33 protein-coding genes and 2 pseudogenes are annotated in these 25,597 nt (G+C 50.7%); 21 read left to right on the top strand and 14 right to left on the bottom strand.

The features are described 5' to 3' along the window. Window positions 1–254: 254 nt before the first annotated feature. The 3 genes from JVX88_RS27910 to JVX88_RS27920 all read right to left on the bottom strand — a co-directional run bounded on the left by JVX88_RS27910 (window position 255) and on the right by JVX88_RS27920 (window position 2,833). A complete protein-coding gene (locus JVX88_RS27910; RefSeq protein WP_225931196.1) occupies window positions 255–1,250 on the bottom strand; it encodes a class I SAM-dependent methyltransferase in 996 nt (331 codons plus the stop codon). A 110-nt stretch (window positions 1,251–1,360) separates the two neighbouring features. Beyond that, a complete protein-coding gene (locus JVX88_RS27915; RefSeq protein ID WP_211621825.1) occupies window positions 1,361–1,837 on the bottom strand; it encodes a hypothetical protein in 477 nt (158 codons plus the stop codon). A 51-nt stretch (window positions 1,838–1,888) separates the two neighbouring features. Further along, window positions 1,889–2,833, bottom strand: coding sequence for a DUF2382 domain-containing protein (locus JVX88_RS27920; protein WP_211621826.1), 945 nt, complete (start codon window positions 2,831–2,833; stop codon window positions 1,889–1,891). Between the two features lie 422 nt (window positions 2,834–3,255). Between JVX88_RS27920 and JVX88_RS27925 the strand changes: the two genes are divergently transcribed. Beyond that, complete coding sequence (locus tag JVX88_RS27925; RefSeq protein ID WP_211621827.1) at window positions 3,256–3,498, top strand: hypothetical protein; 243 nt, start codon at window positions 3,256–3,258, stop codon at window positions 3,496–3,498. Window positions 3,499–3,649: 151 nt separating this feature from the next. Here the strand turns inward: JVX88_RS27925 and JVX88_RS27930 are convergent, their stop codons facing one another. The 3 genes from JVX88_RS27930 to JVX88_RS27940 form a co-directional block, all read right to left on the bottom strand. Next, entirely contained in the window at window positions 3,650–3,934 is a 285-nt protein-coding gene (locus JVX88_RS27930) for a Mo-dependent nitrogenase C-terminal domain-containing protein (protein WP_211621828.1), read from the bottom strand. A 146-nt stretch (window positions 3,935–4,080) separates the two neighbouring features. Continuing rightward, window positions 4,081–4,461 carry a response regulator gene (locus tag JVX88_RS27935; RefSeq protein ID WP_211621829.1) on the bottom strand — a complete coding sequence of 127 codons (381 nt, stop codon included), beginning with the start codon at window positions 4,459–4,461 and terminating at the stop codon, window positions 4,081–4,083. Then, on the bottom strand, window positions 4,436–5,035 hold the full coding sequence (locus JVX88_RS27940) for a response regulator (protein ID WP_263975280.1): 600 nt from the start codon (window positions 5,033–5,035) through the stop codon (window positions 4,436–4,438). The genes JVX88_RS27935 and JVX88_RS27940 overlap by 26 nt, the downstream gene beginning before the upstream one ends. On the opposite strand from JVX88_RS27940, the gene JVX88_RS27945 reads away from it, so the two are divergent. Next, window positions 5,029–5,373 carry a DNA polymerase gene (locus JVX88_RS27945; protein WP_317134461.1) on the top strand — a complete coding sequence of 115 codons (345 nt, stop codon included), beginning with the start codon at window positions 5,029–5,031 and terminating at the stop codon, window positions 5,371–5,373. The genes JVX88_RS27940 and JVX88_RS27945 overlap by 7 nt on opposite strands. A gap of 99 nt (window positions 5,374–5,472) precedes the next feature. Further along, window positions 5,473–5,865, top strand: a complete 393-nt coding sequence (locus tag JVX88_RS27950) for a nuclear transport factor 2 family protein (RefSeq protein WP_036005263.1) — start codon at window positions 5,473–5,475, stop codon at window positions 5,863–5,865. Between the two features lie 50 nt (window positions 5,866–5,915). On the opposite strand, the pseudogene bioB reads toward JVX88_RS27950, so the two are convergent. Then, window positions 5,916–6,640 (bottom strand): annotated as a pseudogene (bioB, locus tag JVX88_RS27955) (biotin synthase BioB). A gap of 102 nt (window positions 6,641–6,742) precedes the next feature. Here bioB and JVX88_RS27960 point away from each other — a divergent pair. Both JVX88_RS27960 and JVX88_RS27965 read left to right on the top strand, forming a co-directional pair. Beyond that, window positions 6,743–7,777 carry an AAA-like domain-containing protein gene (locus JVX88_RS27960; protein ID WP_211621830.1) on the top strand — a complete coding sequence of 345 codons (1,035 nt, stop codon included), beginning with the start codon at window positions 6,743–6,745 and terminating at the stop codon, window positions 7,775–7,777. A gap of 100 nt (window positions 7,778–7,877) precedes the next feature. Further along, window positions 7,878–9,764 (top strand): annotated as a pseudogene (locus tag JVX88_RS27965) (AMP-binding protein); the annotation flags it as partial. On the opposite strand, the gene JVX88_RS39240 reads toward JVX88_RS27965, so the two are convergent. Next, window positions 9,762–9,989 (bottom strand): Uma2 family endonuclease, encoded by a 228-nt coding sequence (locus JVX88_RS39240; RefSeq protein WP_317134670.1) that lies wholly within the window; start codon window positions 9,987–9,989, stop codon window positions 9,762–9,764. The pseudogene JVX88_RS27965 and the gene JVX88_RS39240 sit on opposite strands and share 3 nt — an antisense overlap. A 63-nt stretch (window positions 9,990–10,052) precedes the next feature. Next, a complete protein-coding gene (locus JVX88_RS27970; RefSeq protein WP_211621832.1) occupies window positions 10,053–10,253 on the bottom strand; it encodes a hypothetical protein in 201 nt (66 codons plus the stop codon). Between the two features lie 157 nt (window positions 10,254–10,410). Here JVX88_RS27970 and JVX88_RS27975 point away from each other — a divergent pair, with 157 nt between their 5' ends. Both JVX88_RS27975 and JVX88_RS27980 read left to right on the top strand, forming a co-directional pair. Continuing rightward, window positions 10,411–10,737: a hypothetical protein gene (locus tag JVX88_RS27975; protein ID WP_211621833.1), complete on the top strand. Its 327-nt coding sequence runs from the start codon at window positions 10,411–10,413 to the stop codon at window positions 10,735–10,737. Next, on the top strand, window positions 10,722–10,955 hold the full coding sequence (locus tag JVX88_RS27980) for a DUF2283 domain-containing protein (RefSeq protein ID WP_211621834.1): 234 nt from the start codon (window positions 10,722–10,724) through the stop codon (window positions 10,953–10,955). The genes JVX88_RS27975 and JVX88_RS27980 overlap by 16 nt, the downstream gene beginning before the upstream one ends. A gap of 291 nt (window positions 10,956–11,246) precedes the next feature. Here the strand turns inward: JVX88_RS27980 and JVX88_RS27985 are convergent, their stop codons facing one another. Together JVX88_RS27985 and gvpN are read right to left on the bottom strand one after the other, a co-directional pair. Beyond that, window positions 11,247–11,735, bottom strand: a complete 489-nt coding sequence (locus JVX88_RS27985) for a gas vesicle protein (protein WP_225931197.1) — start codon at window positions 11,733–11,735, stop codon at window positions 11,247–11,249. Next, window positions 11,732–12,988 carry a gas vesicle protein GvpN gene (gene gvpN / locus JVX88_RS27990; protein ID WP_211621835.1) on the bottom strand — a complete coding sequence of 419 codons (1,257 nt, stop codon included), beginning with the start codon at window positions 12,986–12,988 and terminating at the stop codon, window positions 11,732–11,734. The genes JVX88_RS27985 and gvpN overlap by 4 nt, the downstream gene beginning before the upstream one ends. Before the next feature lie 18 nt (window positions 12,989–13,006). Here gvpN and JVX88_RS27995 point away from each other — a divergent pair, with 18 nt between their 5' ends. From JVX88_RS27995 to JVX88_RS28010, 4 genes are all read left to right on the top strand, one after another. Beyond that, a complete protein-coding gene (locus tag JVX88_RS27995) occupies window positions 13,007–13,360 on the top strand; it encodes a hypothetical protein (protein ID WP_211621836.1) in 354 nt (117 codons plus the stop codon). 533 nt (window positions 13,361–13,893) lie between these two features. Continuing rightward, window positions 13,894–14,697 carry a hypothetical protein gene (locus JVX88_RS28000; RefSeq protein ID WP_211621837.1) on the top strand — a complete coding sequence of 268 codons (804 nt, stop codon included), beginning with the start codon at window positions 13,894–13,896 and terminating at the stop codon, window positions 14,695–14,697. Window positions 14,698–15,315: 618 nt separating this feature from the next. Further along, entirely contained in the window at window positions 15,316–15,663 is a 348-nt protein-coding gene (locus JVX88_RS28005; RefSeq protein WP_211621838.1) for a hypothetical protein, read from the top strand. A gap of 571 nt (window positions 15,664–16,234) precedes the next feature. Continuing rightward, a complete protein-coding gene (locus JVX88_RS28010) occupies window positions 16,235–16,399 on the top strand; it encodes a hypothetical protein (RefSeq protein ID WP_211621839.1) in 165 nt (54 codons plus the stop codon). Window positions 16,400–16,403: 4 nt separating this feature from the next. Here JVX88_RS28010 and JVX88_RS28015 read toward each other — a convergent pair whose 3' ends face one another. Both JVX88_RS28015 and JVX88_RS28020 read right to left on the bottom strand, forming a co-directional pair. Continuing rightward, a complete protein-coding gene (locus JVX88_RS28015; protein ID WP_263975282.1) occupies window positions 16,404–17,681 on the bottom strand; it encodes a glycoside hydrolase family 15 protein in 1,278 nt (425 codons plus the stop codon). A 41-nt stretch (window positions 17,682–17,722) separates the two neighbouring features. Further along, window positions 17,723–19,384 (bottom strand): S8 family serine peptidase, encoded by a 1,662-nt coding sequence (locus tag JVX88_RS28020; protein ID WP_211621840.1) that lies wholly within the window; start codon window positions 19,382–19,384, stop codon window positions 17,723–17,725. On the opposite strand from JVX88_RS28020, the gene JVX88_RS28025 reads away from it, so the two are divergent. The 10 genes from JVX88_RS28025 (at window position 19,346) to JVX88_RS28065 (ending at window position 25,304) form a co-directional block, all read left to right on the top strand. Next, complete coding sequence (locus JVX88_RS28025) at window positions 19,346–20,119, top strand: glycosyltransferase (RefSeq protein ID WP_225931198.1); 774 nt, start codon at window positions 19,346–19,348, stop codon at window positions 20,117–20,119. The genes JVX88_RS28020 and JVX88_RS28025 overlap by 39 nt on opposite strands. A 76-nt stretch (window positions 20,120–20,195) precedes the next feature. After that, complete coding sequence (locus JVX88_RS39250; RefSeq protein ID WP_225931199.1) at window positions 20,196–20,954, top strand: hypothetical protein; 759 nt, start codon at window positions 20,196–20,198, stop codon at window positions 20,952–20,954. Next, window positions 20,951–21,421 (top strand): UbiA family prenyltransferase, encoded by a 471-nt coding sequence (locus JVX88_RS28030; protein WP_317134462.1) that lies wholly within the window; start codon window positions 20,951–20,953, stop codon window positions 21,419–21,421. The genes JVX88_RS39250 and JVX88_RS28030 overlap by 4 nt, the downstream gene beginning before the upstream one ends. 238 nt (window positions 21,422–21,659) lie before the next feature. After that, window positions 21,660–22,301, top strand: a complete 642-nt coding sequence (locus JVX88_RS28035) for a type I restriction endonuclease (RefSeq protein WP_211621841.1) — start codon at window positions 21,660–21,662, stop codon at window positions 22,299–22,301. Window positions 22,302–22,421: 120 nt separating this feature from the next. Then, window positions 22,422–22,571: a hypothetical protein gene (locus tag JVX88_RS28040; RefSeq protein ID WP_211629109.1), complete on the top strand. Its 150-nt coding sequence runs from the start codon at window positions 22,422–22,424 to the stop codon at window positions 22,569–22,571. Between the two features lie 207 nt (window positions 22,572–22,778). Beyond that, complete coding sequence (locus JVX88_RS28045; protein ID WP_211621842.1) at window positions 22,779–23,546, top strand: SH3 domain-containing protein; 768 nt, start codon at window positions 22,779–22,781, stop codon at window positions 23,544–23,546. Between the two features lie 15 nt (window positions 23,547–23,561). Further along, window positions 23,562–24,113 carry an amidohydrolase family protein gene (locus JVX88_RS28050; protein ID WP_211621843.1) on the top strand — a complete coding sequence of 184 codons (552 nt, stop codon included), beginning with the start codon at window positions 23,562–23,564 and terminating at the stop codon, window positions 24,111–24,113. Next, the gene (locus tag JVX88_RS28055; protein ID WP_211621844.1) at window positions 24,110–24,568 is read left to right on the top strand and encodes an AAA-like domain-containing protein; all 459 of its coding nucleotides are present in this window, start codon (window positions 24,110–24,112) and stop codon (window positions 24,566–24,568) included. Before JVX88_RS28050 ends, JVX88_RS28055 begins: the two co-directional genes overlap by 4 nt. Before the next feature lie 84 nt (window positions 24,569–24,652). Then, entirely contained in the window at window positions 24,653–24,979 is a 327-nt protein-coding gene (gene clpS / locus JVX88_RS28060) for an ATP-dependent Clp protease adapter ClpS (RefSeq protein WP_211621845.1), read from the top strand. A gap of 10 nt (window positions 24,980–24,989) precedes the next feature. After that, window positions 24,990–25,304: a DUF2103 domain-containing protein gene (locus tag JVX88_RS28065; protein ID WP_211621846.1), complete on the top strand. Its 315-nt coding sequence runs from the start codon at window positions 24,990–24,992 to the stop codon at window positions 25,302–25,304. Here the strand turns inward: JVX88_RS28065 and JVX88_RS41185 are convergent. Then, a complete protein-coding gene (locus JVX88_RS41185; protein ID WP_263975283.1) occupies window positions 25,301–25,588 on the bottom strand; it encodes a pentapeptide repeat-containing protein in 288 nt (95 codons plus the stop codon). The genes JVX88_RS28065 and JVX88_RS41185 overlap by 4 nt on opposite strands. Between the last annotated feature and the right edge of the window lie 9 nt (window positions 25,589–25,597).

A 25,597-nucleotide genomic window follows, 5' to 3' on the forward strand; every position in this document is an offset into this window, starting at 1 on the left:
GATTAATTATGCCTGCGTCAGGAATTCAGTATGAATATCAGTTGGGGGTAGCCTCAAAACTGATGCGCCGAGCTATGTAGAGCGGCAGGCAGACATTGACCTCTTCCACGCCTTGATGCGGGGAGAGCTGTGTTATGTGTTCAACTCGCGTCAGATGGGGAAATCCAGCTTGCGGCTACGCACCAAACACCGCCTCGAACAGATGGGTATGAGCTGTGCGTCCCTTGACATGACTCGGATTGGCAGCAAAACTATCACACCATCATTTTTTCCGCCAACTCCTCGCCCCACATTGCACCCAATCCCGCACCGCCGTATGCGAGCGAAACCGTCATGCAATGCCAGCAGGAGATCGTGTAGAGCCAAGGGCCAGCCGGCAGTTCGAGGTTATTTTCCAGGTGCGAAGAGCCGGTGATGTCCTGAACCAGATAAACGCCGTTTGGCCGCAAGGCTTTATAGATGTTCCGCAGCATTCCTGCCGGGTCAGCTTGGTCGTGTATCGCGTCAAACGACGTGATCAGGTCGTATTGCTCTGTCTCCCCGATATTTGCCGCATCGCGGACCTCGAACCGGAGGTTGGTCACTCTGGCCGCTTTCGCTTCCTCTCGTGCAGCTTCGATGCCCTCTTCGGAAAAGTCGTAACCCGTGAAGAGGCTGTTCGGATATGTTTTCGCCAATGTGATCATTGCACGGCCTTTTCCGCAACCGACATCTAGTACGTCAATTCCGGTCTCGAGCCTTTCCTTCAGCCCGGGAACGATGGGTAGAATGAACGGCTCCAATGCGGCAACGGTCGTCTGGTCGCTTTCCGAAGCCATCACCTCATGGAAGCGCGGATATTCCGAATACGGCACACCGCCACCATTCCGAAAGCTTTCCAGCAATTTATCTTCTACACCGGCCAGCACCGGGATGAACTGCATTGCCGAAGCCATATTGTAATCCCCCGAAGAAGTGAGAGCCCTAGCGTGCTCTTCGGGTAATTGATAGATCATGGTATCCGGAAAATAGTTCACTACCCGCGCGGTTACCATAGTTCCGAGCCACTCGCGAACATAGCGTTCGTTCAGCTTTGCGGCATCCGCTATCTGCTGTGATGTTGAAGCAGGCAGAGCTGCCATCGCCTCAAACAAGCCGCTCCGATGGCCGATGCTTAACGCGAGTGCGATCGCACCTTTGTTAAGCACGTCAAGCATGCTGGCCGAAAATGCCTCGGCTTTCTTTTGGTCAAAATTAGTATCTTTCATCATTGCTCCTTGAAAATATATGAATTTGTGCCCTAAACCTAATGGCACAAGTAAACGATACGACGGGCGCTGACAACAGGTCTTGAAGAAGGTATGAACTTTTGATGAGGAATCTATGATTTCATATCGATCGGTTGTATCCTCAATTCTTCAATGAAGGCATTCGCATTAACAACCTTTGCATTGGTCTGCTTTGCCCTTAATTCTATACTTTGCCGTTTGGCATTGGCCGACGGCCAGATCGATGCCGCAAGCTTCACAATGGTTCGGCTGGTATCGGGAGCGGCCGTGCTCGCTGCGGTCGTTGCCCTAAGCCGAAAGACGGAAAGCATTGCCAAAAACGGAAACTGGACATCCGCGTTCTTTCTTTTTGGATACGCTATCGCGTTCTCATTCGCATATCTCAATCTTACGGCAGGAACAGGAGCACTTATCCTTTTCGGCTTCGTGCAATTGACGATGATCGGTGTCTCTATCGGGCGCGGTGAGATGCCCACGCGATCTGAGGTTGTCGGATTGCTGATAGCTGCGGGTGGACTGACGTATCTGGTGTTCCCGGGCCTTTCAGCACCACCTATGTTTGCCTCCATTCTGATGGCGGCGGCTGGAGACCCCAATAGCTGGGCTAGTTTGCCTCACTTTTACTCACGGGTGAGGGGATTACCGTCTTTGTCGATGTCCAGACGCTCTTTGCGAATGGTTTCATCGGTCTCTACCGTATCCCGATCCACTTCTTTGCGCACCCGCACTTCCTCACGCACAAAGGCTTCCTTACGAATGTCAGGAGTCTCTTCGTAGACTTCCATGCGGACGACTTCTCCCTCTTGGAATGCGCCTGTACCAACGGTAGAAGCAACGTCAGTGTCTGTGGGATTAACCCGTTCAATTACTACCCGCTCTTTCTCAACCGGTACAGAGACATGCTGAGTTTCAGTTTCTACATGCTTACCGACAGCAACTTCACCAGTCTTGCGCCGAGTCTTGTCAGCAACCAGGCGCTCCTCATAGAGTCTGAGGGTTTGGTGATCCCGCTCGTTCAGGTTATATAGATCGGGATCATAGTCATAGCGATAGGAGCTACGGTCGTAGTTACGGCCCAGGTTGACATCTCGGTTGACACTACGATCTGCGGCCGGAGCACCACCCAGGGGTAGGGTAGTATCATCAGTCATGCCAGGCGTTGCATCCAGCGAGGTGGGGCTTGCCATCGTGCCAGTTGTACCCGTCGTTGTGCCCATAGGCCGATAGACGCCGCGAACGCGCTCTTCGTAGTCGTAATCTAGCGCTGCGTTTGGATCGTACTCTGGCAAGTTCTCGACCTGTTCACGGGTCAAACCGTCAGCGTAAATGCGTTTATCGTTGTAATCGATACGGGCACGACCGATTGGTAGCAGCACTTTCTTGCCAAAAATCCAGGCTCCGGTATTGATTACCAGGTAGCGAAAACGACCTTCATCATCCACTAACAGATCATCAACCGAGCCAATTTTGTCGGTACCACTATAGAAGCTGTATCCCAAAACGTCATGATCGCCAAACTGATCGCGATAATCTGGATAAAACTCTCTAATTTTGTGCAATGGCATTTTATTCACCTCAATTCCTTGAGTTACAGTTCCCATGCTAGGAGTCCGCTTTCTGTCCACCATCTGTCTGCTGGGCTAGATGGCGCAATCTTTTGAGGGATCTCTTAGCTGGCTATAGCCTGACAACCTCTATCCTTAGAATCTGCCTTAGAACCGGTGTTTAGTGACCATCCAAACATGGCAGAGAAATGTTCACAAAACTAAACTTTTTCGCTTTCGTTTCTAGCTGCTGATACTCGCTGCCGATATTTGTTGCTTCTATATACGCTAATATTCGCTTCTTGCTTGGCTGGTCGCTTATTGAGCAATGGTTAATTTCTCTCTTAAGGCAGGTGTACTGCTGCTAACTCCTTTATATTGTTTGAACTATCAATTAAATTAGCCTCATTTTCAACTTAGAAGCTTGTAGGAGTCGGTCAGCTATGACTTACACGAATGAACCTGTGAATCCGATCAACCGGGGAGCGGAGCGAATTGCCCCAGTGCCGGCTGTAGATTACCATGACCGGGTCCGTTGGGGTCCGATTCTGGCTGGATTGGTAACAGCGATTAGCTCGCAGCTCGTTCTGAGCGGTATTGGCGCAGCCATTGGTCTGACTACGCTAGCCAATTCGGGTGCTATGGCTGCTCGTCCGCTATCCAGACGAGTATTATCCGATTCATAATTTTGCGACATTTTAATCTTATGTTCGTTAGTGTTTGTTAAGGGTTCTGGATAGCATGGCTTTTTGAGAAGCGCTGCTGGACTCGCTGCGTGCGTATGCGTTGTGGCCATGAGTACCTCGATTTTCAGGGGAGCTTTCCCACGAAATTAGATCAAAAATAGAGCGTTACATCTTCACCACACTGGTCCGCTAAATATACTAATGACTTAAATCGAAGATGCACGATTTGATCGTAAAAAGGATTCAGTTTGCAAAGGGGCGGAATCCGAACCAGGGTGTAGTCAAACAGTTTGATTTGTCGTTCGAAAGGGCAACGAGCTGGAATCAGTTTACAAAGAGACCGGGCAGTTTGGGGATCAGAGATTTCAATCGCTTCCAGTCGTTGCCGAATTGGGTGGAGGAGGGCACTAAGGGGATAAAAAGCTGAACGGTTCACAGTAAGGTCAGGCAGAGAGCCAGGGGGGAACAATCACTCGAATGGTAAATGCGATCAGAATTTCACTGACACCTTCGAATAGCTTCTAAGTTAGACCTGAAAAATGCAGAACTTGTGTAGATCCAGAGAATTAATCTGGCGTTTGTCTACTGGTCGTTCCAGCCCAATATCTTCGCGATCTGGCCTGGTAGTTTCATGGCTTTGAAGGGTCTCGTGATAATTCCTGCGACCTCTAGTTCGGCCAATCGTCGTTGCTCAGCAGCTTGTACCTTAGCCGTCATCAGAATCACCGGAATCGGTTGGGTAACCGGATTGGCTTGCAGCGCTCGAAAGGTTTCGATCCCGTCCATTTCAGGCATCATCACATCGAGCAAAATGACATCGGGCGACTGACCAACCGCCTTCTCCAGTCCTTCTTGTCCCGAAGCGGCACTCGCTACATCCCAGCCTCCAACCGCCTTCAAGGTGAGTTGAACCACAGCCCGAATATCATATTCATCATCAACTATCAGAATGCGTTTCGTCATTAAGGCGGTCTCCTGTCTTGCCTCGAATCATCCGGTTGAGTAGATTGATCACCCGCTGCTCAAATTCCTGGGGGCTAATGCGGCCTTTAGTCAGGAATAGCGTTTGTCCTAGCCGTAGCCGTTCCCGCTCATGGTCATTCAAATCGCGGGCAGTATAAACCACTAGGGGCACTTGGCAGAGCCGATTATGCTGCCGCAGCCAGTCTACAACAGCAAAGCCATCATTGACGGGTAATCCTAAATCGAGGACCAGCAAATCCGGAATCACCTGCTGACTGAGTTGAATTGCTTCTCGTCCAGTTTGGACATGGAACGTTTCGATTTGATGACGAGCAAATAAGGTGGTCAGGACCTGCGCCAAATCTAAGTCATCTTCGATGATTAGCACTTTCAGCGGCTGATTATGGTTAACCAGAGCACGCTCCAGCGCTTGCCACAGCACTTTAGGTTCTGGCGGTTTCACCACCCAATCGCTAATGTCAGCATAGGGAGCTTCTCTAGCATCGGGCAACAGCCCACTCAAAATGATCACTGGAATGGTGCGCGTTTCAGACTGCTGTTTCAAAATTGCCAAGGTTTCCCAGCCCCGATCCCAGCCACATCGAGCTAGCCAAACTGAAATTGCGCGATCAATACGACGCCCAGCTTTTGCGCGCCGCTGCCAACGCCCCAATTCAAGGCTCCAGCGCTGACATTATCAAGATCGCTATGGTGAAGCTGCACGAGATTCTCAAAGGTCGCCGCGCTCACCTGTTGCTGCAAGTCCACGATGAACTCGTGTTTGAAATCCACCCCGACGAATGGCAAGAACTACAGCCGCAGATCAAAACCACAATGGAATCTGCTGTTGAACTATCTGTGCCGCTGTTGGTAGAAGTGCGAACTGGGCAGAACTGGATGGAGGCGAAGTAGAAAGTTTTGAGTTTTGAGTTGGGCTTCCAGCTTAAAACTTAAACCTCAAAACTTAAATTGAAGCGCTACAATCTAGACCGCTAAACTCGGAGGTTTTCTATGACCACTGCTCAAGATGTATTGGCAACCAATCAAGCCTTTTATCAAGCCTTTGAGCGACTAGACATTGATGCCTTGAGCCTAGTTTGGTCGAAGGCTCCTAAGGTCACCTGCATTCACCCCGGACGGTCGGCTCTACGCGGATGGGAGCAGATTCGCTTCTCCTGGGATCAGATCTTTAGAAACACCAAGCAGCTCGAAGTAGCCGCAGATGTAATTGCCACTGAAGTGATTGGTAATGTCGCCTATGTGGTGCTGGTAGAAAACCTGGTGCAGGTAGTGCCAGAGCGACGGATGGAAGTGCAGACCATGGTGACCAACATTTTTGAATACGAAGACGGCAACTGGTTCTTGGTGCACCGGCACACCAGTCCAATGATGCAGGCAGCCTAGTGCAGGCAGCCGATTGAAAGAAACTCGGGAATGCTAATGTGCCTCAGCAACTAATGTGCCTCAGCAAACGGCTGGAGGGCCACGGCCCCGATTGTCTCTAATAGCTGATTGTCTGCATCCCGCTCTGGGTTGCTGGTGGTTAGCAGCGTTTCGCCATAGAAAATCGAGTTGACTCCAGCCATGAAGCAAAGCACCTGAGCTTCCGACTGAGACGACTACGTCCGGCGCTAAGGCGAATCTTGGCTTGGGGCATCAAAATCCGAGCGGTGGCACACATCCGCACCAAGTCAAACGAATCAACGGGCTGCTGGTTTTGCAAGGGCGTTCCTTCGACGGCGGTTAGAGCATTGATTGGCACACTTTCGGGATGGGGTTGCATGGTTGCCAAAATCTCTAGCATGCGGGCACGGTCGGTGACGGTTTCGCCCAGACCAATGATGCCGCCACAGCACACGGTAATTCCAGATCGGCGCACACAATCCAGCGTCTTCAGGCGGTCCCCATAGGTGCGGGTGGTAATAATCTGGTCGTAATATTCCGGGCTGGTGTCAAGATTATGGTTATAGGCTGTGAGTCCCGCCTCGGCTAAGCGCTGTGCCTGCGCATCGTTCAGCATCCCTGCCGTCACACAGGCTTCCAGTCCCAAGGAGCGCACTCCCCGCACCATGGCCAACATCTCTTCAAATGCCTTGCCTTCGCGGATCTCCCGCCAAGCCCAGCCCATACAAAATCGAGTCGCGCCCAACTCCTTCGCCCGCTGCGCCGAGGCTAACATTGTAAAGCAGTTGGAATTGAAGACTGGCAAGAAATTGTCGATTGGTCAGCGTTAGAGGAGGATGGAGCGGAACTTGAAAGCAAAGCTGGTGAAGAACCTTTATTGCCTGCTATTGTCGGGGAATTTCCGGAAGGGCCAGTACCTGTCAACTCTGACTTTTACATTGATCGCGCTCCGATTGAAGCCCGTTGCTACGATGCGATTCTGCGGCCGGGGGCATTAATTCGGATCAAGTCGCCTCGCCACATGGGTAAAACGTCGCTGCTGTATCGGGTTTGTGACCGCGCGGAAAAACAAGGTTATCGAGTCGTGCGGCTCAATTTATCCAAAATTGATGCGACGGTTCTGAGCAATTTAGATCGGCTACTGCGCTGGTTTTGTGCCTGCATTGGCTTGGAATTGAAACTAACAACCCAGCCCAAAGACATGTGGAATCTGGACCGGGGTAGCATTGTCAACTGCACCACGTTTATCCAAGAGCAGGTTTTAGAGCCGATTCAGCAGCCATTTGTGCTAGCACTCGATGAGGTGGATTGGCTGTTTGATGCGTTGGCGGCGAGTCAGGGGTTCTTCTCGATGCTGCGGAGTTGGCACGAAGAAGCCAAAACCATTGAGGTTTGGGAGAAGCTGCGCTTGGTTGTGGTGCATTCGACCGAAGATTATGGCCGCTTGGATTTGAATCACTCGCCGTTTAATGTCGGCTTACCGGTAGAACTACCCGAATTCACGGCCCAGCAGGTTGAAGATTTACTCAAGCGCTACGGCCTTGATTGGCATCAAAACTGGGTGCAGCGCCTGATGGCAACGGTGGGTGGGCATCCCTATCTAGTGCGGCTGGCGATCGACGAATTGGCTTGGCAAAAAGTAACGCTGACCCAACTGCTGCAAGAAGCTGCCACCGATGCTGGAATTTACACTGATCACCTGCGGCGTTATCTCAAGAAATTGCAAGAACGACCGGAGTTAGCCAAAGCATTCCGTCAAGTGGTTATGGCTCCCGAACCGCTACAGTTGGATACAATGCAAGCCTACAAGCTCTACAGTATGGGACTGGTGAAAAAAATAGGCGATCGGGTCGGTCCCCGCTGTCGGCTGTATCAAGAATATTTTCAGACACGGTTGGCTGGCGGATGTTGACGGGTAAGTAACTTGTCAGGAGATGATAGAATACTTCGCTAGTTTTGTTTGTGTCATCGTGATCCCAATGGCAGACTACAACGTCCAGCTTCGTGCTCTAATGCAGCCCATCGGGATGACTAGCTTTCGAGCATTGAGTCGAGCGGCAGGTGTGTCTAAATGGCAGGTTGAACTGCTGCGAACCGGGCGAGTAGCACAGATGCGAGTGGAGGTGCTGCTGAAGTTGGGGCAGGTGCTCCAGCTTTCTATCGATCAACTGGTTGAGCGTTTTTCAGGAACACCGATTGAGTCGAACGGTTCAGTTGTTAGCTCAACTGCTCAACCGGTACAAAATCAAGTATCTGGTCGTCAATCCCAGCAATCCGAAGCGGTATTGCAACAATCCTTAGAGCAACTGCGGCAGGAATATCAGCGACTGCAAACCCAGCTAGCGCAACAGCGAACCACCCTAGACGACTACAGCGCTGAATCCAGTCAAATTCACGGAAAAGCGGCCCTTTTGCGCGATGCGATGACGCTGCTAGAAAATCCGCCCATCCTGACCGAGCAGGCGTTACAGCCTCAGCTTCAGTCCTTTTGCCAGCAAGTGGATTGCCAACCTCGTGCGATCCTGACTCTGGAAGCCCTGTTGAACGAGAAACCTGCTACAGAATTTTATGCCGCCAATCCTGATGATTTAGCCTTGCTGTTGTTCACATCGGGCAGTACCGGAACTCCGAAGGGCGTGATGCTGAGTGGGCGAAATCTGATGGTCAGCGTCTATGGCATGGCAACCGCGAATCGGCTCACGTCAGACTCGATCAGCCTCAACTGGATGCCGCTAGAGCATGTGGCGAGTTTGGTGATGTTTCACCTGACGCAGATGTATCTTGGCTGTGATCAAATTCATGTAGCGAATGAGCTGGTGCTACAACAGCCGCTGCGCTGGTTAGATTGGATCGACCAGTATCGGGTGACGCACACCTGGGCACCCAATTTTGCCTATAGCCTGATCAACGACCGGGCCGAGGAAATGCAGTCACGCGTTTGGGATTTGTCTTGTTTGCGCTGGATGGGCAACGGAGCCGAAGCGGTAGTAGGCAAAACGACGCGGCGATTTTTGCAGCTATTGGCTGACTATGGCTTAGATCAAACTGTAGTGAGTCCTGGCTATGGCATGTCGGAAACCTGCTCTGGAATTGTGCATTCGCATCAGTTTACTCTCGATACTACTTCTGATGCAGATACTTTTGTGGATGTTGGTGTACCAATTCCAGGAGTAAAACTGCGAATTGTAGATGAAAACAATCAAGTATTACCAGAAACAATAATAGGACATCTACAGGTAAACGGACTAACGGTGATGCAGGGCTACTATCGCCGCCCGGATTTGACCGCAGCTGTATTCACACCCGATTGTTGGTTTGACACAGGCGATTTAGCCTTTCTCAAGGCGGGCCGTCTGACGATTACCGGACGCCAAAAAGAGGTGATTATCATCAATGGCGTCAACTATTACAGTCACGAAATCGAAGCGGCGGTAGAACAGTTAGCGAGCGTTGCCATTTCCTTCACAGCGGCTTGTGCCGTGCGTTTACCGAACGATTCCACTGATCGCTTGGCAATTTTCTTCAGTCCGCTCACCGAATCCGTGGAGCCATTAATCAAAGCAATTCGGCGACAGGTGATGCAGACGATAGGCATCACACCGAGTCTGGTGATTCCGCTGCCGCAAACCGAAATTCCCAAAACCAACCTCGGCAAAATTCAGCGGCGGCAATTAGTCGAGCGATTCGCGGCAGGTGAGTTTGACTCATTGGTATCCTCGCTTGCTGCAACCACGGCTTCTCTACGAGATCAACCTCAAAATCAGCTAGAGCGTCAGATTGCCCAAATTTGGCAGGATGTCTTGCGGTTGCCTGCTGTTGGTGTACAGGACAATTTCTTTGAGCTGGGCGGCAATTCGGTGTTGCTAATGCAAGTCTTGCAGCGATTACAGACCGAGCTAGCCCCCTCTCTGACTGCCGTTACCCTGTTTCAGTATCCTGCGATTGCGGCATTGGTGGGGTTTGAGTATCTGGTTGATGGTTGCACTCAGATCACCCTGGATGGTGCTGTGCTTACCTTGGGGCATCGGCTTCTGAATAATTTGGCCGTCAATAAACTCGCTGGCAGGTTTAGTTTCCGGCAGCTTGAGAAATTCCTCCAGGGACGGGCGAGAGAGTTGCACCATTTCCGTTCTGGGTAGGTTTGCTGAAGCAGACTGTCAGTATTGTAGCTCTGGCTCAGGAGCAGATTACTTGGGCGGTATGAAGGTCGGGCGATCAGCTTCTGCGCCTCGCCAAAGGTAGCGAGTAAGGGCTTCTCCCAGTTCGCGCTCCTCTTTGGGATTGTTTGGTAACGGCCAGCGCAAGGATTGGTTCCATTTCTTTGCCCTGGGGCAGGACAGCAATTGCTCAATCAAAGCTACATACGTCTGAAATCGCTGCTGATCCATAGCCCACCATCCTCCAGAGATTTATTGCCCATGATTACACGGGTTTTTCAGCAGATTTCGGAGAATTTAGAAACCCTTTAGCATCAGACAGGCAGATTGTAGTTCCATCCGAAAATTGGCTTGCGATACGATGAGTCATGCAAGGCAACGTTTTCATATGGTTGAGTCATTTACCTGCCCTTACCTCAGTACTACAATCGAACTGACCGAGGAGCGCTATCAGCATATCCTGGAAAACCACCCAGGAACCTTACCCGACTACCTCACCCAACTGGCTGACACTCTACTAGATCCCGATCTGATTCGTTCTAGTAATCGTGACCCCAGTGCCTTGCTTTTCTCGAAATGGTTTGAGACGATTCGAACAGGGCGGCATTTGATTGTCGTCGTTGTTAACCCACTCCCTTTGAAAAGACCCTGGATCGTTACGGTGTACACAGCTCGCAGAATTGCAGGAGGGCAAGTCGTATGGACAAAAAACTGACGCTGCGCTACGACAAAATCGGCGATATTCTCTACATTGATACCTGCCCACCTTACCCAGCACAAGAATCGGAGGAACTGGGCGATGAGATCATTGCTCGCCTCAATCCGATCTCCAGCAACGTCGAAAATCTGGAAATCCTCTTCTTTTCCCAGCGCCCAGAACCCCTCAATCTATTGGAACTTCCCATCAGCACCGCTCTCCGCGTCGCAGGCTGAACCAGAATTGCCATTGAAGCGCTCGATCGATGGGGAAACCCAGCGTTATGAGCAGAGCTAGAAGCCATCCGCTTGAGGGCAACTGAACCGTCCTGGATTGTTGAGAACGAATTGGGCCAAAATCCAATGGAGTCCTAGCACCATACAATCAACCCAGTTTGAGCAACTCACTCCGGCTGTTGCTCAGGTGATTCTAGAGCAATTGCCCGAACGGATCAGAACCGCATTCCTAGCTTGCGCCAAAGCAATTAACTATCCAATCGAAGCAATGCTGGAAATGGCCCTCGCAGGTTATCTCGATAGCGAAGCAATTGGTTTCGCAGACTGCAAACCAGAACGAGGACAATAAACCTCAAACCTGAACAGCGCCGCTAATCGGTTCAAACTGAGCCTATCGCTAAAACTCGGCATACTGAGGTGGGCTAGCCCCGATGCGTTCGGTGATGCGAGGATTTCGGTCTCCAAGTGGCTAATCCGGGCTTGCATTTGCTGGTTGGCTTCTAGGAGCTGTTGGTTGGCTTCTAGGAGTTGGCTGGCCTTACTGCTCAGGTAGGGATCGTTTTCCCACCAGTTGATGCCCATTTCTTTGGCTTTATCGACTGAGGAAACCAGCAGGCGAATCCGGATACTCAATAGCTCGGTGGAGCCGACCGAAACCGAAATGTCGCCAGCAATCACAATGCCTTTGTCGAGAACCCGCTCTAAAACATCGGCTAAGGAAGAACCGGAGGTGGCGGTGGCAATGCGTTGATTGGGGGAAGTTGGCATTGTAATGGTCATTGGTCTAGTTCTGCTTGCAAAACGGTAATGGGGGTATCAATGGGTTCAGCGTCTGCTACGGTTCGAGCGGCCAGTTCAGCCCAAAACTGCTCTGTCTCTAATGCATCCGAACCGCTAGTTGAGCCAACAGACACAGCATCGACAGCATCGGCCAGGATAGAAGGTGAATTGGTTGAGGATTGCAGATCCGGGTTGGATTGGTCTGCCGCTTGGGTTTCTGGCTCAGCTTGTTCTTCGATCAGCCATCGACTGAGGATGTCTGCTCCTTCAGTTGAATTTGGACTAACTGTGGAGTTTAGGGTTGGTTCAGCCGCTGGAATCACGCGAGGCAGAGGAGCAAAATTCTGGGCTTCTTGCTGCATAGCGTGAGCCGTGATTAGCTCATTGAACAGATCCCACAGTGACTGGGTGGCTTCCGCTAGGGGTAGATTAGAACGAGACAGCAGCACATCTTGACACATATCGCGGAACTCTGGATTTTCCGGCATCGCCAGAATTTCATGTTCCTGGCAGACCTTAGCCAAGATTAGGCAGGACCGCAAACCAGATGATTTTTCAGCCTGAGTGCGAGTACGAAAGCCTTTCACCACCTGCACCACCGTGGCCGCACTTTCGCGATCAATGCCGGTTTTTTGCATGACGATTTCCTGCTGCGTTAGCTCGTCCGGCTCCGGAATATTGATGGTAATTAGCCGATCCAGCAGCGCATCCTGGGTGGCATGGACCCCGCAATATTCCTCTGGATTAGACGTGAGAATGGCACGAAAATTGGGATTCACTCGGACATACTCGTTACGACCACCGTTAGGAGGCAAAACCAGTAACTTCTCTTCCAGAGCGGATAGCAATACATTATTGACTTCTGGCCGAGACCGATTGAACTCGTCGTAAATCAGTGTAAATCCTTCCCGGCACGCCAACGTCAAACGAGAGTCAACCCAATTATGTCGTAGTTCATCTTCAACCTTGACCACACTATGGATAAAGTTATCCACCATGCGTTTACGGGTATATCCCTTTTGATTGCCAATCAAGTCAGATGTTTTAAAGTCATCATCGCCATACAGCAACATCATCGGACGGGCCAGCAAATCGGCTAGATGGAGCGCGAGGGTAGTCTTTCCTGTACCTGCTGGTCCGCGCAAGTGCACTGAAAATCCTGATTGTAAGTAGCGAAACGTCCTGGCTACCAGCCGTTCAATGGCCGGTGTACTGACAAATCGCCGGGGGCTAGCTCGTAGAACAGTAGTCACAGCTTCACGACCGACAAAGTGGCTGAAGTTGCCGACAAAGTAGCCGATCAGGTAACCGATAAAGTTGCTACAGTAGCTGATGCTCCAGCAAAACCTGAATTGACAAGTAATGGTACGGCTCCAGTTAATGAAGCCAAATCCAAAGCAAAAAAATTTAAGAAAACGAAAACTGCGGATAGCACAGCCTCTGAGGCTAAAGTGGCAGAGCCAGCTCCGGTCGCTAAACCTGTTGCTAAACTAGCCCCACAGCCGGAACCGGTTAAAAACTTTGCTACTGACTACTTGATGCCTTCTGCAACTCCACGGCGGCGTCCCGGTCCGAGTTTGAACATGTTCCGCGATATGGCGAAGGATGTGAAGACTCGCAAGTAGCAAAATTGGTGTTGGGAGTAAAACGTTAGGTTCCCACCATTGAGGTGGGTCAGTTTACCAATGCTGGTGCTTAGCAATGGTAACGGTATAAGCTGCGTACCTTGTTGGCTTTGAGTTTATGCTCTTTACTACCTATCCGATTTCTCTGACTGCAAGTCAGTAAACTCGTCAGAGTTCTTGAATTTCAAAACCCTTAGGAGAGTTTTGGATCGGCTCTTGATCATGTCATCTACATGAGGCACGGGTAACTGTGCCTTTTTGTTGTGCTTGATCTGGTTGTGCTGTCGTGAAAGAGCGATAGCAGTAGTTCGAGTTAATACTATTCCGTTTTAATCTGTTTCGGGTTGAATTCCCCGCCCCTTGGGGCGTTTGTATTTGATCACGTGAACCGGAATACCCCGCTGCAAGCAGCGGGGTGAGTTTATTTAAAATTAATGCTAGCGGCTGATTCGTTGGCTTGTAATCTCTGCTACAAGAATGAGGCGGACTATTACCTTTTGGGATTGTTAATCTCAAACCAAGTTGAGCCAGTTATGATTCTTCCAATTCCGCTGCAATGGCAAGTTCTGCGTCTACTCAAAGGACGTCGAACCTACCAGGAAATTTGCGATCAGCAGTGGGTCCTGCATCCCCAGGAAAGCTGTTTGACTCCAAGGGCAATATACCGGAGTGAAGACCTGGAACGGGTGACGGCGGTTCATCCAGAAACCACCTATGCCTATGAAGTAGGACGCATCCAGGGAGGCAAAGTGGACCATGCGGCAACAACGGTTTATCAGATACGGCAAACCCATATCCAGAATGGGTCTGTTTACAAAGGTGCAATGAGGCACTGCCTTGCTCCAGCCCAAACCCACTTTCGTTCAGTTTCAACTACCGAGTTGCTCGACCGAGCTGCCTTAGCCTGCACATTTGCTGGGTTGCGTTATTTCGGCCATTTTGTCACAGACGATCTAACGCTAGCAATGGCGGCTGAATCGTTAGCTCAGCCCATTACCATGTCCCAACGTTTGACAACTCATCAGTTGGAATATCGCCATCTATTTGGCATCGATCCATTGCCGGTAGTTCAAGCTCAATGCCAGGAACTGCTTATTATCGACGATGTAGGACAAAATCGGTTTAAGCGCCAACGCTATGAAAGGATGCGCTCACGGCTGCGGCAATTGGGTCCTTCTACCTGTGAAGGAGTGATGTTTCTCCGAAAGTCTTCTGGAGTGCGGCGCGTCTCGACCCCCACACCGGACACTCGGTCTACCAGTTTCAAAAGCTTGTTCACATTTTCAGGGGTTGCCAAGGTATCGATGTACCTAAAACACATTGGGTTGTTCTCCTGATTCTGCGAGGACTTTCAGCTCGTTGGGCGTGATGCGATGATCCTGACTGTATGAGCATCTTGCTCATTTCAATCGAGAAATCATTTACTAGTGCAGCAACGAGACTTTGTAATCAGATTTGGTTATCAGATGCGCTGCCAAAGCAGACCCAGGAAGCCCAGAACAAGCCACTTGCTCTCAGTGAGACAAATGAGAGAATGACAGAAGTTTTACCCTCACTGCTGGAATTCTATAGGTGTTGTGTCAGTGAGTCAATCACTGCTTTGGTCCATCTGGAGATCGACTCGTCACCTCATTGCGAACCCGTCACCTAGATGTGGGAAAAACCTATCGTCATTGCTGCGGCTACCTTTGTGGCAAATAGAATGATATTCAGCTCCACCTAGGAGTTTAGGGTATGGTTGGCGAAAGCACTAGTTTGCCCTCGCCTTGGGCGAACAGAGCTGATTCCGCAACATCCACAAAGATATAGCCAAACTGAATCGTGTTATAGTCACTTTTGAATAAATGAAGATCAACGTGAGGTCATCTGTAAAAGTTCAAGATTGGCCTGCAATTGATGAATAACCGTTAGCCAGATAACCTGTTTATTACCTTACTTTTAGGAAGGTAAATCCCATGAGAAAGCCCATTGCCCTATTGGGATGTCTTGTACTTACAGCTGTTTCCCTATCTGCTTACGCGCTGAATAAAGCCGAATCCGATCAACCCATGCTCGTCAGTGCTGCCCGCGAAGGTTTCACACCTGCTCAAGCGGAGGACTTGGCTGCGAAGTTCAATGACCCCTCAGGAGTCGTGTTGGAAGGCGGTGACGTGGCGCTGTTTGGGTTGTTGAATCATCCTGAAGTGAGCAAGACGGCTGTGATTGCCCGCAGCGGTCCGGTCATGGAGTTAGAGGTTGCCGAGAATCCAGAGATTGGACAGGTGAGGTTTCAAACCGACCTGGGCGACAAGACACTGGAGTGAGTATCTCGCCGATCCGCAATCGCGAGTTTAGGGCTTCATTGTGGTGCATCGGGGTCGCGTTGTGTATGAGCAGTACCCCGGCATGAGACCGAATGACTATCACATGTGGATGTCGGTTGCGAAGACGGCAGCCAGTCTGATGGTGCGGCTGCTCTATCAAGTTCCAGGCTATGCTCGCGCCATTGCTAAGGCGCTCAATTAGTTACAAGCTCTTGATTTAGACAAGATTGAGACTGGCGAGCAATAATATTACTTGACTTTGTAAGACGTTGGGAAACACTGGAGACTTGAGGAGTCGAAAATCAAAGAGGGACATTGGAGGAAATACCCCCTAATCCTGATGGCGACTACAGTACATCAGTTCGCCAGGATGTTAGTTTAAGTCAATCAACTTCGGCAATTATATATTGCAGCGATTGCTACAATACATCCTACAGCACTGACTAATGGCAGAATAGACAATAGGCAATAAGTACCTCGGCATAATTAAAAACCAGATTCAAAACCCTTCAATGTAACCGCAGAAGAAACCATCGCATTTGAAGATTCGCCTTCGGGGTTATGCTCAGCCGTGGCAGCCAATATTTTTACAGTAGGAATTGCTACAACTCACGATCCAGAAGATTTGTATCGGCTTGGAGCTGGATTGGTGGTTCCCGACTTTGCAGACGAGCGTTTGATCCAGTTGCTGAACCAACGGCTGATCCAACGAAGCAGCAAGGCGTTGACAGTATAATTGCTTAGTTCTTTAGCTTCAGGGCTTGCGGTTCAGAGATAGAGGCATTGCCAGAAGTACTATCGGAAACATGGTCGGAAACACGGTCGGAAACACGGTCGGAAACACCCTGGCCGTGGCCCAATTCCAACAAGAAGCGTAATGCCTTAGCGATGTAGGTAGCACAGACATAGGGTGAGGTTTCATAGAACGACCGCCACGCCATACCCTTTTGCTGATCGTACAGAGCCGCCTGATGAGAGGGCTGATCCAACCAAGCTAGACGAACCGCATGCCCAATCAGCACATCCAGCACAATGTATTCCTCGATTTGCAGTTCGGGATTTTGCTCTACAATCACCGCTAGCTCCATTAGCGCCTCAATGTTCACTTGGCGATATTCTGGCGCTTGAATATTGTTGAGCAGGTGTTCAACCCGCAGAGCAAAGTTTTTCTCACCGGGTGTCATTTCCGACAGCAACAATTCGCTATCTAATCGGTTGCGGCGGTCCAGTTTGTCGCCGATCACCAAACCTTTGCAGTGCTGCATGACTTGCCAGACTCGCGGGTAAAAACCCTTCGGAACGCGGTTCAGCGCCCCATCCCGTTGGCGTTGCTGCCACCAGCTAATTGGGGGCGATTCTGCCGATTCTTCTGACCAGAGGTTAGTAGCGTCGGGGGAAACCACCCATTGAATGGGTTGCTGCTGACGGATATGCAGCGATTCTTGCTGAAACAGGGTTTGATTCAGGCTATCGTAACCAGCCAACACCCGCATCAGCCGCAGTTTCACTTCAAACGGGCTGAGCTGCACCAGATGCTCGTGGGCTTCATCGGGCGTCACGTTCAGTTCTCGCGCCAGTTCGCTAGTAATCAGCAGAATCAGGTAGCCTACTCGCAACGTCAACAAGCCGTTAAACAATTGGGGATCAGTTTTGATCAAAACGCTGAGGTAGACCAGAATTTCCTGCGTCAGAGGGCGATCGCGCACATCATTACCGCAAAACATCTGGATTTTTTCCATGATTTCATCCGGCGGCATTGGGGCAGTAATCAAGGAGGCTTCGCTGTAAGCCTTGCCGACGGCGATCTGTTTGCCACGCACCAGAATATCGGTAACCGCATCCGAGAGGCAAATATCGATTTTGTTGAGTAGCCCCGCCGAGCGGCGAATAATCGCCCACAGATGCAATTGGCTCGCCTTGCTGTAGACCTCAGCTAGCAACTCAGCCACCGTCACGGGTTGGGTTCCTAAGCCAGTATCCAGGTCCAACCCAGCCAGATTGCTCAAAGTTTCTAGCAAATCAATCTGCTCATAGAGGTTTTGGGAATGGCGCAGGCGCTCTAATAGGCGCGGAATGCTGGTTTCGTAAGACAGCAGGTTGCACTGAACAGAAACCGATCGGCATCTTGTCCGCCGGTTAAGCGGTCGTTGCCTGCGCCACCAATTACCGTATCGTTACCTGCACCGCCATTTGCCACATCATCGCCGCGACTACCATTGATACGATCTGGGCCGGCAGCTCCATTGACGGTATCGTTCCCGCGACCGCCATTTAAGTCATTCCTTAAATCATTACCCTGAATTACATCGTTGCCATCTCCGGTGACGGCGTTTTCAATGATGGTACCGTCTTCAATAGTGAGCAAGCTGCCGAACAGCAAACTACCCGTCCCGGGAACTAGATTCAGGACAATATCGCTGGTAATGGCGGCAGCATTGAACATGTCGTTGCCAGCGGCATCGCTGAGAGTGCGGCGGGTCGGATTGCTCAGCAGTTTGGCAAATTCGTTCGTGTAGATGTAGGTATCATCGTCGCTGCTTTTGTCACCATAGAGCCGTAAGGACCAGTTTTTGAGGGTGCCACTATTGCCTTTGCTGCGGTCTCGCACAATCAGAGACCAAGTACCAGTACTGGTTTCGCTCCAAAATTGGCTGCTAGAGAAGGTAAAGCGCGGTTTTAGCTCATACAGCGGTCCCAATAGAGGGTGAAAGATCGAATTGTCGTTGCTGGGTTGGCTGACCAAAACGCTTTCCGTTCCGCTGGGCGATTTGAGGACGATTTCTAACTCGCCGATGATCGGATGGCTTAGCTCTAACTCTACTTCTACAAAGTCAAGCTCTAGCGGATTGTTGACCGTGACACTAGAACGCAAGCTGCCGGTACCGTCCGGAATCGGCTGATTCAGACTGCGGCTGACGCTAATCCGCTCTTCGTTAGCAAAGCTGCGCTGCGTAGACCAAGTCTCGGCTAAGCGCACGGCTGCCTCAGCATCGACCATACCAAAGCCATAGTCAGAGCTGCTGTGCAGGCCGCCACCGTTCCAATTGTTCGCACCATTGATCAGCCAACTGGCGTTTTTGGCATCGGTGCGGCGAGCCGAATAGGCTAAAATTTCTTGCACATCACGGTAGCCTAAATTCGGATTAGCATTCAGAATCAACGCTGCCACGCCAGACACCATCGGAGCTGCCGCAGAGGTACCGCCAAAATTATCGGTATAGTCTGAAGGCGCATAGGGATTGTTTGCTAAATTGTAGCCCGGAGCACCTAATCGATCCGCAGTGACAATACCATCCTCTAGATCGCCACCAAAGGCAGACACCAGCAGGTTCGCGCCCGGAGCACTGTAGTAAGTATGTTTGCCCAAATGATTGAGCGCCGCAACGGCAATCACAAAGCGAGAGTTTATATGATTGTGATAGTTAGCGCTGTCTCCCTCGACGCGACCATTACCGCCCGCGAAGACCACCACCGTGCCCAATCTCACTCGCCCGTTCTGAACGGCATTCTGAATCGCAGATTGATTCCTGGCAAAAATAGGTTCTAGAAAATTATCTGAAAACGAATAGGTATAGCCCCAACTATTGTTGACGACATCAAACTTGGCCATTTGCTGAAGTGCAACCGCGTCTTGATCGGCACTGCCGAAGGCTCCGCTAAAGTCAATGCGCAGACCGGCACTGTGGCGATTGAGTTCGAGATGATGTATGGCATCATCCACGCCGCCAAGTCGTTCCTGACTGATTCCAGCATCTTTGGTGGCTCGAATGGCTACTGGCGCACCTCGGTGCTGAAGCGAATCCGGTTTAACCCCGTCATGCTGACTGAGGACATCGACGCCTCAATGCGTACCCTACTCAACGGCTATCGGATTTTGCATGACCGCAGTATTATCAGTACCGAACTGGCTCCGGTTGACCTCTACTCCTTTTGGTTTCAGCGCAAGCGTTGGGCACAGGGCTGGCTGGAGGTAGGATTGAAGTACCAGCGCCATGTCTGGAGGTCTGATAAGCTCAACTCATTACAGAAGGTCTTTTGGACCTATTTGCTCTATTACTGTGAGTTTTACTCGCTGGTGGCGATTCAGATTATTCCGTTGATGATCAGCCTATCGCTGCATCGGACCACGGTGCCGACCACAATCAGTCATTACCTCTGGTTCAGTACGCTGCTCTCGTTCTTCAGCGGCGTTTGTCAAACCTTAGTCACCGCGAAAATTGGTGCGATCCGCTATCCGGTTTCTTACTACATCAAGCACATGCTGCTGCTGATTCCCTACATCACCTTCAAAAATGTGATTGCCATCGTTGGAGTCTATGATCACCTGCGGGGCAATAATAGCTGGAAGGTGACGCCCCGCGGCAAACAGCCCTACTACCATTCGATTCTGCATCAAACGGTGCCATCAACCTCGAATGAACCAGTCGTGGTGCACTCAACTACCAAACGGTTGTAGGGAACGGCTATAGGGAGCAATTGTAGAGGCCGAATCAGTAGCAAGCGTCATCTTGTCTTTGTGGAAAGACTCGGTCATGGAACAGTTCTTTGAGACAGCACGACCCCTCGTTACCTACATCGGACCTTTAGTCTTGTTTGTTCTCGGAGCACTTTGGGCATTAGACCAACATAACTCCAGATTTGAGTCGAAGCTGGCTGCCGTCAGTGCTTTAGTGGCCCTAGCGCTGCTGCTCAATTTAAACAGCCATGTGATTTTAGATTACGCAGTATCCCTTGGGTTGGTTGCCATTACCGCAGTGGTGATTGTGCAGTTGATGCGGAAGCATCCCAGCTATGGGCAGAATTGGCGGCAAAACTGGTTGATCTGGTTGGTGATTCTCCTCGGTGGATTGGCCAGCCTCTGGCTATTTGGGCATTACTATCAGCAAGATATTCGCAATGTCACCATTAAAGTAATGTTATCGACTGAGCCAGCACCCGAAACTCTGGACCAACGACGTTCAGCCGACTGGGAGCAGCGCACTGCTGAGCGCTTTGGGCAAAAAACGGGAGCACAGGTGATGATTATTCCAGCTCCTGCCAATGCCACCCAACGCCTCGAAGCCTATCTCAAGCAGTTCGACGTGCCTCAGCAAACCGATCACTGGAGAACCAATCCAACCAACGATGTTGATGTGTTCACCATCGATTTGGCCTGGACTGGAATTATGCAGCAATATGCGGCGGATCTGACTTCGGCCCTCCAGGAGGTGCAAAAGCAGTTTATTCCAGCCATTACAGTCAACAACACGATCAATGGCAAATTACTCCCCTCGTGGGCTGGGCGGCTGTGACGGGCGAACTCAACTGGGCCGCTTGGCTGTATTTCCTAATCATCTTTCTCTGGACGCCGCCCCACTTCTGGGCACTGGCAATGATGATCCAACAGGACTACGCCAAGGTTGGGGTGCCGATGCTGCCGGTCATTGCTGGCGATGAACCGACTGCGAAGCAGATTTGGCTCTATACGCTGCTGCTGATTCCGGTGACGCTGCTGATGGTGTACCCGCTGCACGAGCTGGGAGCCGTTTATGCGGTGATTGCTTTGGGACTGGGAGCCGTATTTATTGCAAAAGCCTGGGCACTGCTGCAAACCCCGTCGGATCAGCAGGTGGCCCGCTCGCTGTTCAAGTATTCCATCCTGTATATGATGCTGCTATCAGCAGGGATGGTGATTGATAGTTTGCCTGTGACGCGGCAACTAATTGCTAGCTTCAGCGATAATTTGACCACCGTGCTGATTAATTTGCCGCTTGGCTAATCAGCCAGAGCAGGTTCAGACGCCTTGGATTGCCCATTCGCTCTATGCCTCAATTGGTTTGGCATAGTTTGGTAAGCCGCGATTCCATCTAAAGGTAGGGTTACCCAAGGATGGACTGAACCTGCCTAGGAAATTAGCCGCAAGACGAATCTGGGCCACTGCGAATCTCGTCAGAGGATAAATCTCTATAATGAATCCAGCGATTGAGCAAGCTCTAGGGTAAACCAATAGCAAACTAATGGCCAAAATAGTTGCAGTCACAGATGCGATTCAAAGCCTTGCTGAAGCTGAAATTAGGCTAGGACTGCGGCGAACAGAAGACGAAGATTTTTTCCGAGAGTGGCAGAACGACCTGCCCCCCTTGAGTACCACCGAACAAGAAGCGCTGAAGGTAGTCTGGCGGCGGCTTTTGTATCATCGAGCCGATAGTGAGCTACTAGAAGGAGCGGTGATGCTATTGGTTGTCGCACCGCTGCTGGAGTTGGCAGGTTTTTATGATCCACCCTTTAAGCTTAAGGCTGAAGCAGCCATCGAGATTGCTGTCAACGATGGAGAGGAAATTCTGCGAGGTCGGATTGATGCACTCGTGCTGCAAAATCAGCTTTGGGTGCTGGTTCTAGAGGCAAAAAAAACGATGATATCGGTGCGTTCTGCCCTACCGCAGGCGTTGGCCTACATGATGTCGAATCAACAGCATCAACCTACATTTGGAATGCTGACCAACGGAGATGACATCCTGTTTGTCAAGCTTTGCCGAACACCGACGCCCCAGTACGATTTGTCGCGTTCGTTTGCCATCTATACGGTTGTGAATGAACTACATGCAGCTTTCCGAGTTCTGAAGCAGTTCGGACATTTGATTTCTCAAGCGTTTGATTAGGTGAATGAATTCGCTTGGTAGTCAAGCACCGCTCAAATCGGCCAGTCAAACTTACAATAAAAATTGAGAAATGTAACGATTGCTAGTTCAACAGTTTCAACAGGCAAGGTGAGTGCAGCTATGACTCCTGCGGTTTTGATTGAAAAGCTCCAAAAACGCTACGGTGCGGTAGAAGCAGTCAAGGATGTTTCGCTTCAGGTGGAACCGGGTAGCCAAAACCAATGCCGCGCTTGTCGCCTACGTGCGTTCAACCGGGCGCTTATACTATAACTCAAATGGCACTGAAGCCGACTTTGGCAGTGGCGGTTGGTTTGCTACCCTAGAGCGTTCCAAATCAGCCAACGGCAATCTGACTGCCTCGGATTTCTTAACCCAGCGCTGAGATCTGCGATAACCTATGTAACTAACTGATTTCAATGTGCCAAGCTGTGTTATTATGGCGCATCAAAAACTTGCAATCTGGTGAGACTGAATGGCATGAATACACAAGGGTTCAGAAGTGTTGTCTTCGTGCATGTTGCGACAGGTTTACTCACAATCGCTGCGGCTGGAGCCTGGGCCAATGAACCCAATCTTGCCGAAGGTCAATTATTTAGCCAATCATCTGGTCAGCCATCTGGTCAATTATCTGGTCAACTATCTGGGCGCGAGTTGCTGGCTCAAGCCGTTCCAACCACCGAAACGGGATGTCGTCAGGCTAACACCACTACCGGCGTATATGTGCAACCCAGCTTTGACAGTGAATCACGCGGCATTCTGAATCGCGGTCAAACGGTACGGCTGGAGCTGGTTGGCACTGGTACGGGTTGGGCACGGATCACAGCCCCTGTGACGGGATGGGTGGAGGCGAAATATTTGTCACCTGCGTCAGCCTGCACGGGTCTTCCATCCTCGCAGGCAGTTCCGTCTACACCCACAGGAACTGGCGTTACGGCTGCTGGTTCAGTATCGAGTGCTTCACCAGGAACACCGATGGTTTCAAGCGGCACAATTGTCACCGCTGTTTGTGAGGTGCTGCCGAGCGAGGGATTGGTCGTTCGCAGTGAACCCACGATTGCAGCTAACAATGCACTCCACACCATTCCCAAAGGCGCTCATCAATTTCAATTTACGAATGACTACGTTCGCTCCCACTCTGGCAATGTAGAGCGCTATTGGACCTACATTACAGCGCCCTATCCAGGCTGGATCTCGCTGGGCGTTGTCGGCGGCAGTTTCAACTTAGGAGGTCATGCCTGTGGCTAAAGGCGGGATAGTTTGATGGTTACTGATTCAATTCAACCCCGGAAAGCGTTTCGAGGGGCTTTGTTAGATTTCGTCGATGACCCGTTTTATGTCAGCGAAGCTGAAAGTGTTCGCTATATTCCCGATGGTTTGCTGGTCCTGAAGGACGGCAAAATTGAGGCATTGGGGCATTATGAGGACCTGAAGGACTTTTATGCTGACGTGGCAATCGTGGCCTATCCTGGCATGGTGCTAACACCGGGGCTGATCGATACTCACATCCATTTTCCTCAGACGGAAATGATTGCCGCCTATGGCGAGCAGCTTTTGGAATGGCTGAGTAAATACACGTTCCCCACTGAGCGAAAATTTCAAAGCAAAGATTATGCCCAGCAGGTCGCAGCGATTTTCTTAGATGAATTGCTCAGAAACGGCACCACAACGGCGCTTGTGTTTGCTACGGTGTTTCCGGAGTCGGTGGATGCGTTTTTTGAGGAAGCTGAACGGCGGAATTTACGCATGATTGCGGGCAAAGTGATGATGGATCGGAACGCACCCGATTTCCTCAAAACCTGCCGCTCAACTTGAGTCAGTCGCCGTTTAACGTCGGCTTGCTGTTGGAGTTGCCCAATTTCACCTCAGAGCAAGTGCAAGATCTGGTACAGCGCTATGGGATTGAAGCCAAAGATGCCACTCCTAACCTCATGGACTTACTAGACGGTATCCCCCATCTCACCCATCTCGCCCTGCATCATCTCAACCGCAGAGACATTACCCTAGAGCAGCTAATCCAACCTGAAATTGCTGTAAACGGCATTTTTAGCGCCCATCTGCGCCGCAGATTGTCCTATTTACAGCATCACCCCGAACTGCTAAATTCCCTAAAGCAGGTCATGTTGGCTGCCGACCCTGTCGAGCTGCATCCGCTGCAAGCTTTTACATTGCAGAGCCTAGGGCTGATTCGTCTCACTAATCTCAAAGCTAGTCCCACTTGCAGGCTGTATCGAGATTACTTTACGCAAGTGTTACCCATTTTGCTGTAGAGCTGGATCCGCTATGTCAGGATGGAGCAGGTAAGTTAAAGTAGGCATAATGTAGTTTTGTAACGATATCCCTCGGTAACGCCTATGACTTCCGTACTATCAGTCGCGCCTGTAGCCATGGCAACTGCTCCTACGGTAGCTCCTGACCGAGCCAGTCAAGTTACGCAGAAGCCTTACCCAAACTACAAGGTGATTGTGCTCAACGATGACTTCAACACGTTTCAGCATGTAGAAGAATGTTTGATGAAGTACATCCCAGCGATGACCGTTGACCGGGCCAAGCAGCTTACCAAGCAGGTTCACTATGAGGGGCAGGCAACGGTTTGGGTCGGTCCACAAGAGCAAGCCGAACTCTATCATCAACAGCTCAGCCGGGCTGGTCTGACGATGGCTCCCCTAGAGCAAGCTTGAGGTCGGCAATATGGGAGCAGGTATAGGAGCAGAATCGCTTAAAGGACGAGTAGTTTGGAATCATTCCACCCATCTGCCGGGGCTAATTCCGGTGCTGGAGCGACTAGCCGACCAGACTGGCATTGGTACAATTACCCCAGCTGTAATCGGTCGCACTAAAGCCAATACACCCAAATTGCTGCTCAAGGTTTCTGTTCCCATTCGCGGTGGCTTTAAGCTGATTGCCCGCAAGGGTAAAACCTTTCAAGAAGTGTTTGTATTGACCCACCTGAGCCAGACAGAATTAGAGGCAACTATTGCCCAGGTGCTGAATCGAGCTGCCTAAGAGTTGACTCGCCCATCGGGAAGGGTGGCACCCTGTAGAATTGCCCCTGCTAGATTTGTGCTGCTCATTTCGGCCCGGGTGAGGTTGGTGTTGGTTAAATCGGCTTTCGTGAGATTAGCTCTAGCCAAATAGGCATCCGTAAGATTGGCTTCCTGCAAAATGGCTTCCCACAAATTAGCGCGGCTTAAATCTGCTCGCCCCAGTCGAGCAAATGCCAAATTAGCGCGAGCCAGATGGGCTTTACTCAACTTAGCGTCGGCCAGCAGCGCCCCCTGTAGATTCACACTGGCGAG

This window comes from Leptolyngbya sp. 7M, assembly GCF_018128485.1.